We start from the raw sequence: 11195 nt of genomic DNA, 5'->3' as shown, positions 1-11195 counted from the left end.
CATCCGGTACTCGATGCGGAAGGGCGACAGCGTGCCGGGGCCGGTGAAGCCGGCGATGAAGGTGTTGAGCGCGGCGTCGCTGTCCAGCTCCACCTGGAAGCCGGCGACGTTGCTGCCGAACAGCGATGGCGTCTGCGCCACCGTGCGCCCGGTCATCTTCTGGCCGTCGGGCAGCTCGAAGTCGAAGAAGACCTCGCCGCTGGTCCAGGTGAACTGGCCCCAGCCGGCGATGCCGCCGATCTTGGCCTCCGCCGCCCGCTTCGCCTCCTCCGGGGCCGTGAGCTCGACCTCGAAGCTGCAAACGCCGGCGATGCCGCCCGCGGTGGAGCGGTACTTGGTCAATGCGAAGACCGGCTTGCCGCCCTGCAGCCGCAGCCGGGGCACCGGCGCCATGTACCAGATGCCGGCCTCCGTCCGGTCCCGGAACACGGTCACGGAAAGACTGTCCTGCGCGCCATAGGTGATGGTGCGCGCCGTGGTGATGTCGAACATGAGCTGGTTCTCCTGCTGGGGCCGAACGAAGCAGCGGATCGCGGCGGCGCATCCAGGCCTGGTAAGGCCATGGACGGCGCGGCCGGACGGCGGTCCGTGCGATCCGCACGATCAAAATTGAACGGCTGCCCTCCGGAAGGCCGGAGTGGACGTAAGAAATGGAATGGAGAGCGGATGATTGATTGGATTTAACAGAAATATATAAAACGTTTTATTATCGTCTTGCTGAACTAAAATAACGATCACTCGACACAACATTGCGAATAGGCGATGAACAGCCATTCATAGCGATACGATGATCGACAGGCGCTACCGACGCTGCCATGGCGACTTGTCGAGCGGCACCGCCCAGGCTCACATGGACCCGGACCGTCTATGGGAGATCGGCCGCAGCCGCCGGCTGTCCGGCTGCAGTCCGAAACTGGTGCTGATCTCGAGCATCGTCATCTTCTGGCTGATGCTCTCCAAGCCGATGCTCTGAGCCCGGGATGATGGATGCGGTTGGCCGAAGGCGCAGGGTCAGGCCCCGGCCCGAAGATCCGCTGTCGCGCGCTCGTGCCGGTCCACCAGCGGATAGGCCAGCCCGGCGAGCGCCCCCTGGTCCCTGATATAGACCCGACGGCCGCGCTTGGTGGCGACGCCCGCCTGGTCGAGCCATTTCAGGGTCCGGTTGATGTGCACGGTCGAGAGCCCGAGATATTCCCCCATCTGCGGCTGCGTCATCGGCAGGTCGAACGCCCGGGCGTCATGGTCGATGGTGCCGGAGAGCACGAGGCGGCCCCGGATCTCGTTCAGGAAGAAGGCCAGCCGCTCCTCCGCCGAGCCGCGCCCGAGGCTGACGATCCAGTTGTGCAGGCGGCGCTCCTCCTCGATCACCTGCCAGATGCAGCGCGTGGCCACGTCGCGATCCTCGTCGAAGGCCTGCCGCAGTTCCCGGTAGTCGATCTGCTCGATCACGGAATCGGCCATGACCAGGATCGAATCCGGATGGGAAGCCACGAACATGCTCTTCACGCCGAACAGGTCGCCCGGAAGGAAGATCAGGATGTACTGGCTGCGCCCATCCGGCAGGTTGCGGACCCGCCCGGCCCAGCCGCTTTGCATGCGGTAGACGTAATCGTGGCCACCCCCGCCGCGGATCAGCGTCGTTCCGCGCCGGACGTAATGACGTTGCAGACCCGGCAGCGCAGCGATCTTCCGCTCCCCACGCGCCAGTGTCCCTTCGATCTCCTCGCGGTGCAGCGCATAGCCCGATGAATCCATTGTCTCGGCCCGACCCTGGGGAAGCCGGCGCCTGATCCGTCGCGCCGTGTCATATCGTCAACGGGGCCAGGCGCCACGCGGTTCGCCAGCCGCCGGCACGGGAACCGGCAGCCCCCGAAACGCCGTTGATCGAGAAAAGATGCCTGACCGGCGCGACCGACGGAGAGACTGGGCAACGCCGCATGCCAGACACGAGATCAGCGGAATTCCGAAGTGCCGTGGAGATGGTCCGAGTGATGCTGAGACATGTGCGCAACGGACAGATGACCCCGACCGAACTGGCCGTCTGGCTGCGCCGCGCCATGATGAGCGACCGCCAGCCCATGTCCGACAACGAGAAGAGCGCCATCGCCTGCGCGCTGGCGCTCATGCTGCTGGAAGGAAACCTCGACCTGGAAGCGCGATCCCTCGAGGAGCTGGTCGACCGTTCAGCGGAGGCCGGCGCGATCGCCCGCCTGATCTGAGCGGCCTTCGCCGATGAAGGTGCGAAGCGGCCCGGGCGACGACGCCACGGGATGACGTGAGGCCGGCCATTCGGCAGCCCGGGGCCTGAGCGTCGACAGCACCCGCGAGATGAAGCCATTGGCAAATTCGAGCGAGGCCTCGGGATGCCGCATCCTGAATTCGGCCAGGGCCGCCTCGCAGGCCGTCCACTCGTCCAGCCCGGCCGCGCGGCTCTGGCGATAGGCGTCGATGACCAGGATCTCGGTGGACGCTCGTCGGCGCTGCATATCGGCTCTCCTTCAATGCGCGAGAATGGTCTTCAACTGGCTGCGGGCGCGACCCAGGCGCGATCGAACGGTTCCGACCGGGACGTCGAGCTGCTCCGCGGCCTCCTCATAGGGAATCTCGTTGGCGGCGACGATCCGGATCATCTTCTGGTGTTCCGGCGATAGCTTCCTGATGCTGCGATCGACGTCTTGAAGCTCAATGGCAAGCAGCTGGCTCGGCGCCGCCGCCCCATCCCAATCCTCGATCGGCGCCGTTTCCGCCCGGGCCTGGAGGGTGGCGACATTCGACAGGAAGATACGGCGCATCATCACGACGAGCCACGCCGTCAGGTTGGTTCCCGGCTGCCAGAGATGGAACTTCCGGTAAGCCCGGAACAGCGTCTCCTGCAGCAGGTCGTCGGCATCCGCGGTATTCCGGGTGAGCTTCGCCGCATATCGGCGAAGGTCGCCGAGCACCGGGGAGATCTGGTCTTCAAAGGCCTGTTTCGGCGAGGTGCTGTTCTTCAGCATTGATCGCTCCGTTCGATCAACTTCGCTGGCAAAACAACCTGATCGCGCCCTTGTTCCGACACAAAATCGACAAATCGATCCAGATCAGCAGTTCACAAAGCATGATTTGACGGAATGCGAAGCTCATCGCACATCCAACCTAACAAACGATAATTGAAGCCTTGTCGAAGGAGACCTCGGCATCTGGATCCCGATATTATCAATTGATATGTCCACAAGGCGGCGCAACTGCCCGCGCCGCTGCTGCTCAGCCGAGCGCCCGGCCTATGGCTGCATCTGCATCATCTGGTCCATCAGCATCATGTTCTGGGTCAGGTGGTCCATGATCCAGATCGACCCGACGACGATCAGGGCCACCACCAGGACGCCGAAGGCGAGCGCCAGCACGTTGTTGGTGTTGTCCGGCCCCGTGGTGACGTGGAGGAAGAACACCAGGTGCACCCCCATCTGCGCGATCGCGAGCACGATCAGGGCCACGGGGACGGCCGGCGGGTAGATGACGTCGGATCCCGCCAGGAGGAAGGCCGCCGCCGTCAGCACGATCGAGAAGGCAAGGCCCAGATTGGCGTTGCGCACCCAGTGGCCGCTCTCCTCCGGCGGCTCGTCGCCGGGGGCGTGGTCGGCACGATGATGCAGCGTGCCGGCGTGCAGACGGTCGAGGTCGGGCGTGCTCATGCGCCGCTCCCCATCAGGTAGACGATGGTGAAGATGCCGATCCAGACGATGTCCAGCGCGTGCCAGAACAGGTTGAAGCAGATCAGCCGGTGGATGATCTCGCGGCGGAACCCCTTGAGCAGCACCTGAGCCATCATGGTGGCGAGCCACAGGCCGCCGAGGGTGACGTGCAGCCCGTGCAGGCCCACCAGTCCGAAGAAGGCGGTGATCATGCCGCTGCGCTGAGGCGTGATCCCCCGCTGGGCCAGTTCGATGAACTCCAGCAGCTCGAGGGCGACGAAGGCGAGGCCCAGGAGGCCGGTGACCAGCAGGAAGATCTCGGTCCACAGCCGGTTCCGCGCGTTGGTGGCCGCGAAGGAGAGCATGCAGGTATAGCTGGACAGCAGCAGCGCCGCCGTCTCAAGCCCCACGCGGCGGAGGTCGACCATCTCCGCGATCGTCGGGCCGCCGGCCGTTGCGCTCCGCTGCACGGCGAAGGCCGCGAAGAAGCAGGCGAACATGACGATGTCGCTGAGCAGGAAGATCCAGAAGCCGTAGCCGACGATGATGCGCTTGTGGGCGGGGCCGGTCCCGCCATGACCGGCCCCCTCGACCGGTTCCTCGGGCCCATGGGCGCGATGCCCCAGCCGGTGGGGGTCCTCCCGGATGCGGCGGATGGCCTCGAGGCTGGCGGGCAGTCCCGTATCGGTCATGGCAGCGCCTCCTGCCGGGACAGCCGTTCGAGCAAAGCTTCGCGCGCCGTGCGGCGGGCATGATCCACGCGCGACACCTCCTCGGCCGGAACCTCGAACTCATGCACGTCGCGCCAGGCGAAGGCGACGAATCCGGCGAAGGCCGCCACCAGCGCGACGATCGCCAGCCACCAGATGTGCCAGATCATCGCGAAGCCGAAGACCGTGGTGAAGAAGGCCGTGTAGATGCCGACCGGGCTGTTCAGGGGCATCTCGATCGGCTCGTATGCCGGCTCCGGGGAGAGCTGCTGCGTCTCCACGGCGCGCAGCTTGATCCCCCAATAGGCCTCCTCGCCCTCCACATTCGGCATGACGGCGAAGTTGAAGAAGGGCGGGGGCGACGGCGTGGCCCACTCGAGCGAACGGCCGTCCCAGGGGTCGCCGGACACGTCGCGCAGCCTGTCGCGGTCGCGGATACTGACCGCGAGCTGCACGATCTGCGAGATCACCCCCAGGGCCAGGATCCCGACCCCGGCCACGGACACGTACAGCCATGGCCCCCATTCCGGGACGTTGATGTGCTGCAGGCGCCGCGTCATGCCGTCCAGCCCCAGCACGTAGAGCGGCGTGAACGTCACCCAGAAGCCGATGAAGGCGAACCAGAACGCGGCCTTGCCCCAGCCGGAGTGCAGCCGGAAGCCGAACGCCTTCGGGAACCAGAACTCGTAGGCCGCGAAGATCCCGAACACCACGCCGCCGACGATGACGTTGTGGAAATGCGCCACCAGGAACATCGAGTTGTGGGTCAGGAAATCCGCCGGCGGGATGGCCAGCAGCACGCCGGTCAGGCCGCCGATGACGAAGGTGAAGATGAAGCCCATGGACCACAGCATGGGCACCTCGAACCGCACCCGGCCGCCATACATGGTGAAGATCCAGTTGTAGACCTTCACCCCGGTGCCGACCGCGATGATGCTGGACGAAATGCCGAAGAAGGTGTTGACCGCAGCGCCGGCGCCCATGGTGAAGAAGTGGTGCAGCCACACCAGCATCGAGACGACGCAGATGAACAGCGTCGCCGCGACCATGGAGCGGTAGCCGAACAGCGGCTTGCCGGAGAAGGTCGAGAAGATCTCGGAGAAGAAGCCGAAGGCCGGCAGGACCAGGATATAGACCTCGGGGTGCCCCCAGGCCCAGACCAGGTTCACGAACATCATCGGGTTGCCGCCCGCGGTGTTGGTGAAATAGTGCCAGTCGAGATACCGGTCCAGCGTCAGCATCGCCAGCGTCGCCGTCAGGATCGGGAAGGCGGCGACGATCAGCAGGCAGGAGGCCAGCGCGGTCCAGCAGAACACCGGCATGCGCAGATAGCTCATGCCGGGACATCGCATCTTCAGCACGGTGGTGACGATGTTGATCCCGGTGATCAGCGTGCCGACCCCGGAGATCTGCACGGCCCAGAGGTAGTAGTCGACACCGACGCCGGGGGTGTAGGCCGTCTCGCTGAGCGGCGGATAGGGCAGCCAGCCGGTGCGGGCGAACTCCCCGATGAACAGCGAGACATTGACCAGCAGGGCGCCGCTCGCGGTCAGCCAGAAACCCACCGAGTTGAAGGTCGGGAAGGCGACGTCACGGACGCCGAGCTGCAGCGGCACCAGGAAGTTCATGAATCCCAGCACCAGCGGCATGGCGCCGAACAGGATCATGATCGTGCCATGGGCGGTGAAGATCTGGTTGTAGTGCTCCGGCGGCAGGTAGCCCGCCGCGTCGACCGCCACCGCCTGCTGGGTGCGCATCATGATGGCGTCGGCGAAGCCGCGGATCAGCATCACCACGCCCAGCAGGCAATACATGACGCCGATCCGCTTGTGGTCGACGCTGGTGACCCATTCGCGCCAGAGATAGGGCCACCATCGCTTCACGGTGATCAGGACCAGAACGCCGAGGCCGACGAGGATCACGATGAAGGAGGTGACCAGCGGGATCGGTTGGGACAGCGGAATCGCCGAGAGATCGAGCTTGCCGAACATCGTCAGTCCTTTCCGCCGGCGGAGACTTCGCGCCCGGCATGCTCCGGGGTCTCGGGCTGCGGCCCCGGTCCCGGCGGGATCGCTTGGCTGGCGACGGCGTGGAACAGATGAGGATCGACCGCACCGAAGGTCGAAGGCGGCACGCGCTGCGTCTGGTGCGTCAGGCTGGCATAGGCGCTCTGGTCCAGAACCGGACCGGCGCCCCGGACGCCCGCGGCCCAGGCCGTGAAATCGGCCTCCGGCAGGCTCCTCACCTCGAACTGCATGTCGGAGAAGCCGTCGCCGGAGAAATGGGCCGAGATGCCCCAGAGCCGCGCCGGTTGGTCGGCCTGCAGGTGCAACTGCGAGACCATGCCCGGCATGGCGTAGATCATCGAGCCCAGGCGCGGCACGAAGAAGACGTTGAAGACGCTGGCCGAGGTGATCGAGAACCGGACCGGAGTCCCGGCGGGCACCACCAGCTGGTTGATCGTCGCGATCCCCTGCTGCGGGTAGATGAACAGCCATTTCCAGTCGAGGGACACGACCTGGACCTCGAGAGGCGGTTTCTCGGAGGGCAAGGGCCGGAACGGGTCGAGCTTGGTCGATCCTGTCCAGATCAGGCCGCCGATGAACATGATGGTCAGGATCGGGATCGACCAGACCACCGCTTCGATCCGCCCCGAATAGGACCAGTACGGCAGGTATTCCGCCCTGGGGTTCGACGCGCGGTAGCGCCATGCCATCCAGAAGGCCAGCAGGATCGTCGGGATGACGATCGCCAGCATGATCACCGTGGCGTCGATCAGGATCTTGGCGTCGCCTTCGCCGACAGGGCCGAGCGGGTCCAGCACCCCGCCCGAGCATGAGGCAAGGCCCATGCCGGCGAAACCCAGGATCGAGCACCGGCGAGCCCGGGCCTGTGCGCCTCTTCCGGCCTGCAAGCCGTCCATGAGGAGCCTCCATCCGTATCGGCATGAGCCCCCATTGCCCCTGCCCCTGTGCGAGCCGCAGCCACGTCCCTGTCGTCTCGTCGAGCCCAGGATCTGTCCGCACCCCGGCAGCATGAATGCGCCGGTGCGCGGATCAGCCGGCGCAGGGAGCGGGCGCCCCTGCTCGGATCCTGCGGTTGGAGTTCCTGAGCTTCACGCTGCCAATGGCGCGCGATCCGACATGGTTCCGCACGGGTGTAGGGATGCTGTGGCGCATCCGTGATCTCCGTCGCCACCCCATGCCTACGATGTCGCCGCGGTAGAGGACGGACACCCGGCCGCAGATCTGCTGCAGCCCCGCGAGGTCGTCCGCTGCCCCTCGCCCGCGGCCGCGATCCTCCGGCCGCCAGGGCGCGCACCAGAATTTCGGCGGCGACACGGACGCGCCGGTCGCGCGTTGGCTCTACGCCAGCGGCGGAACGGCAGCTTCCGCTGGGTGCAAACGCGACCGGATCTTCCTTCGTGACGCGGTCCCGACGGGCCGAGGAGTATCGCGGCCCGAGGATCAGGTCGCCGTGCCCACCGGCGCCTGGTTCATCACGGCCGCGTCCGGGATGTCGTCGAACGACGCGTAGTTCATGGTGTAGAGCCGGGCATAGAGGCCCTGGGCCGCCATCAGCTGGTCATGCGTGCCCGACTCGATCTTCTCGCCGTTCTGCAGCACGATGATGCGGTCGGCGTGGCGGATGGTCGCCAGCCGATGGGCGATGACCAGGCCCGTGCGTCCTTCCAGCAGGGTGACCAGGGCCTTCTGGATCAGCATCTCGGTGTAGCTGTCGATATTCGCTGTCGCCTCGTCCAGCACCAGGATCCGGGCGTCCGCCACCAGCGCCCGGGCGAAGCTGAGCAGCTGCCGCTGGCCGATCGAGAGGTTGCCGCCGCGCTGGTCCAGCACCGTCTCGTAGCCGTCCGGCAGGCGCGCGATGAAATCGTGGGCCCCCACCGCCTTCGCGGCGCGGATCACCGTGTCGAGGGTCGCGTCGGTCCTGTGATAGCGGATGTTCTCGAAGACGGAGCCCGAGAACAGGAACGGCTCCTGCAGCACCATGGCCACCTGCTGGCCGAGCGACTCCTGCGTCAGGTCCCGCACGTCGTGGCCGCCCACCACCACCTGGCCGTCCCAGACATCGTAGAAGCGGTGCACCAGCGCCATGGCGCTGGATTTCCCCGAGCCGGTGGGGCCGACGAGGGCGACCGTCTCGCCCGGATTGACCCGGAAGCTCACATTCTTCAGCACCGGCTGCCCGGACCGGTAGCCGAAGGTGACATTCCTGAACTCGACCGACCCGTCGGTCGCCGGCGACAGGTCGACCGCGTTCGGCCGGTCCTGGATGTCCACCGGGATGTCGAGCACCTCCGCGATGCGGTGGCCGGAGGCCATGGCCCGCTGCATGACGCTGTATTGCAGGGTCAGCGACCGGATCGGGTCGAAGAAGCGCTGAATGTAGAACAGGAAGGCGACCATGATGCCGATGTCCAGGGTGTTGCCCAGGACCATCGATCCGCCGATGACGATGACCACCGCCATGGCGGCGCCGGTCAGCGTGTCCACGATCGGCACCATCACCTGCGCGTATTTCGCAGCGCGAAGATGGCTGCGCAGATTGCCGTGGGCCTTGTCGTCGTAGAGCCGCAGGTTGAGCTGCTGCCGGCCCATGCTCTGCACCGTGCGCACGCCGTGGATCGCCTCGGCCAGCGCGCCATTCGCGACCGAATTCGTCTCATGAGCGGCCATGAAGGCGTCGCGCGCCCGCGGCAGCCACCACAGGCGCACGACGAACAGCACCGGCATCACCGACAGGGTCAGAAGGGCCAGCCGGACATCCAGGAGCAGCATCACCGTGATGATGCCGACCAGCAGCGCGATGTCGCCGACCGACAGGACCGACGTCTCCATGAACTCTTGCATGGAGTTGACGTCGCCCTGCAGCCGCGACATCAGCCGGCCGACCTCCGTCTTGTCCATGAAGGACAGGGACACGCGCTGCAGATGCGCGAACATGGCGCGCCGCATGTCGAACAGGACGTCCTCCGCCGCCTTGCCGACCACCGTCTCCTGCACCCAGCTGGCGCCGTAGTTGATCAGGATTGCCACGGCAAACGCGATCGCGGCCCCCGCCAGGGCGCCGCGGCTGCCGGTGGCCATGCCGTGGTCGATGGCGAAGCGGATGATCAGCGGGATGGCGACCTGGCTCAGCGTGAACAGCAGCACCGCCGCGACCGCGATCACCATCTTCCGGCGATACGGATACACGAACTGCCAGATGCGGCGGATGATGCGCCCGTCGAAGGCCGCGCCGAACACCTCCTCCTCCGGGCGGTGGGATCCGACGACGGCCCGCGGACGGCCGCGCCGATCCTCGACCTCGTCCCGGTCATCGGTCTTTTCGGACATCAGGGCACCACCGGCTGCGCGGCGTCGTCGCCCGGCCGCATCTGAAGGTCGTAGAGCGCGCGGTACCGGCCGCCTTTGGCCAGCAGCTCCTCATGGGTGCCGCTTTCGACGATGCGGCCCTCCTCGAGGAACAGGATCCGGTCGGCATGCATCAGGGAGCTCAGCCGGTGGGCGATGACCAGGGTCACCCGGCCCTTGGCGAAGCGCCGCATGGCGCTGCGGATCCGCTGCTCGGTGCCGGCGTCGATCGCGGCGGTGGAATCGTCGAACACCATGATGGCGGGCTTCAGCATCAGGCTACGCGCGATCGACAGGCGCTGGCGCTGCCCGCCGGAGAGGGAGACGCCGCGCTCACCGACGACGGTGCCGTAGCCCGCCGGCAGCCCGAGGATGTAGTTGTGCAGCTGGGCGGATTCGCTGGCGCGCGCGATCTGGTCGTCCTTCGCCCATGGGCTGCCATAGACGATGTTGTTCTCGATCGAGGTGGTGAACAGGAAGGAATCCTGCTGCACGATGCCGACCGCCTGCCGCAGGGAATCGAGGGTGACCTTGCTGATGTCCTGCCCGTCGATGGTGATCCGGCCGCCGGTGACGTCGTAGAAGCGCGGGATCAGATGCACCAGGCTCGACTTGCCCGCCCCGGGGGATCCGACGATGCCGATGGTCTCGCCGCGCCGCGCCTCGAAGCTGATGCCGGACAGGACGTTGCGGTCCCCGGCCCCCGGATAGCGGAAATCGACGTTCTCGAAGCGCAGCACGCCGTCGGTGACGACCAGGTCCTTGGCGCCGGGCTCGTCCTTGATGCCGAGATCGAGATCGAGCAGCTCGAACAGGCGTGAGCCGCAGGTCGAGGCGCGGGCGAAGGAGTTGACCAGCAGGCCCAGTTGGCGCACCGGCATCTGCAGGATGGTCATGAATGTCAGGAATGTCGCCAGCGTGCCGACACTGATCCCGCCATCGATCACCCGGTTGCCGCCCACCCAGAGCACCAGCCCCATCGCGACAAAGAAGGACAGGTTCATCGCGGCGGTGTTGACCACGCGGATATCGACCCGGTTGTGGCCGATCTCGATGGCGGCCTGCGAGGCCCGGTCGAATTTCTCGAGCTCATGCGCCTGCGCCGCGAAGGCACGCACGACGCGGATGCCGCCGAGATTCTCTTCCATGACCCGGCTGAGGACGGACATCCGTTCCTGCAGGGCGAGCCAGGTCGACCGCATGCGCAGCTGGGTGACCGAGGAGCGCCAGGCGACGAACGGCACGAAGCTGAGGCTCAGGAGGCCGAGCACCAGATCCGTGCTGAGCAGCAGCGTGGCGCCGACGCCGATCAGCACGGTCAGCAGCACCAGCCGCACGATTCCGGTGCTGAAGAACATGCGCACGCCTTCGAGATCCAGGATGCCGAGCGTGATCAGGTCGCCGGTATGCGCGCGGTCGTGGAAGCTGAAGCCCAGGCG

At 66.4% G+C, this 11195-nt stretch carries 11 protein-coding genes and 1 pseudogene; 2 read left to right on the top strand and 10 right to left on the bottom strand.

The annotated features are described in order from the left end of the window. Positions 1–492 (bottom strand): annotated as a pseudogene (locus ABDW35_RS22315) (hypothetical protein); the annotation flags it as partial. Positions 493–787: 295 nt separating this feature from the next. On the opposite strand from ABDW35_RS22315, the gene ABDW35_RS22310 reads away from it, so the two are divergent. Beyond that, positions 788–973: a hypothetical protein gene (locus tag ABDW35_RS22310; RefSeq protein ID WP_343716083.1), complete on the top strand. Its 186-nt coding sequence runs from the start codon at positions 788–790 to the stop codon at positions 971–973. Between the two features lie 38 nt (positions 974–1011). On the opposite strand, the gene ABDW35_RS22305 is transcribed toward ABDW35_RS22310, so the two are convergent. Beyond that, positions 1012–1755, bottom strand: coding sequence for a Crp/Fnr family transcriptional regulator (locus ABDW35_RS22305; RefSeq protein WP_343716082.1), 744 nt, complete (start codon positions 1753–1755; stop codon positions 1012–1014). Between the two features lie 263 nt (positions 1756–2018). On the opposite strand from ABDW35_RS22305, the gene ABDW35_RS22300 reads away from it, so the two are divergent. Beyond that, positions 2019–2219, top strand: coding sequence for a hypothetical protein (locus ABDW35_RS22300; RefSeq protein WP_343716081.1), 201 nt, complete (start codon positions 2019–2021; stop codon positions 2217–2219). On the opposite strand, the gene ABDW35_RS22295 is transcribed toward ABDW35_RS22300, so the two are convergent. The 8 genes from ABDW35_RS22295 to ABDW35_RS22260 form a co-directional block, all read right to left on the bottom strand. Continuing rightward, positions 2184–2486 (bottom strand): hypothetical protein, encoded by a 303-nt coding sequence (locus ABDW35_RS22295; RefSeq protein ID WP_343716080.1) that lies wholly within the window; start codon positions 2484–2486, stop codon positions 2184–2186. The genes ABDW35_RS22300 and ABDW35_RS22295 overlap by 36 nt on opposite strands. A 12-nt stretch (positions 2487–2498) precedes the next feature. Further along, positions 2499–2996 (bottom strand): RNA polymerase sigma factor, encoded by a 498-nt coding sequence (locus tag ABDW35_RS22290; protein WP_343716079.1) that lies wholly within the window; start codon positions 2994–2996, stop codon positions 2499–2501. 264 nt (positions 2997–3260) lie between these two features. Continuing rightward, positions 3261–3671 carry a cytochrome o ubiquinol oxidase subunit IV gene (gene cyoD, locus ABDW35_RS22285; RefSeq protein ID WP_343716078.1) on the bottom strand — a complete coding sequence of 137 codons (411 nt, stop codon included), beginning with the start codon at positions 3669–3671 and terminating at the stop codon, positions 3261–3263. After that, entirely contained in the window at positions 3668–4363 is a 696-nt protein-coding gene (locus ABDW35_RS22280; RefSeq protein ID WP_343716077.1) for a cytochrome c oxidase subunit 3, read from the bottom strand. Before ABDW35_RS22280 ends, cyoD begins: the two co-directional genes overlap by 4 nt. Next, positions 4360–6372: a cbb3-type cytochrome c oxidase subunit I gene (locus tag ABDW35_RS22275; RefSeq protein WP_343716076.1), complete on the bottom strand. Its 2013-nt coding sequence runs from the start codon at positions 6370–6372 to the stop codon at positions 4360–4362. Before ABDW35_RS22275 ends, ABDW35_RS22280 begins: the two co-directional genes overlap by 4 nt. A gap of 2 nt (positions 6373–6374) precedes the next feature. Next, positions 6375–7304 carry a ubiquinol oxidase subunit II gene (gene cyoA, locus ABDW35_RS22270; RefSeq protein ID WP_343716075.1) on the bottom strand — a complete coding sequence of 310 codons (930 nt, stop codon included), beginning with the start codon at positions 7302–7304 and terminating at the stop codon, positions 6375–6377. 544 nt (positions 7305–7848) lie between these two features. Continuing rightward, positions 7849–9738 (bottom strand): ABC transporter ATP-binding protein, encoded by a 1890-nt coding sequence (locus ABDW35_RS22265; RefSeq protein ID WP_343716074.1) that lies wholly within the window; start codon positions 9736–9738, stop codon positions 7849–7851. Then, positions 9738–11195, bottom strand: a 1458-nt coding sequence (locus ABDW35_RS22260; RefSeq protein WP_343716073.1) for an ABC transporter ATP-binding protein, incomplete at its 5' end; no start/stop codon positions are given. The genes ABDW35_RS22265 and ABDW35_RS22260, both read right to left, overlap by 1 nt.

It is taken from the genome of Inquilinus sp. (genome assembly GCF_039594555.1).
In the GTDB taxonomy this organism is placed as follows: domain Bacteria; phylum Pseudomonadota; class Alphaproteobacteria; order DSM-16000; family Inquilinaceae; genus Inquilinus.
The sequence above is the reverse complement of the archived record's forward strand: the minus strand, read 5'-3'. Positions and strand labels throughout refer to the sequence as shown.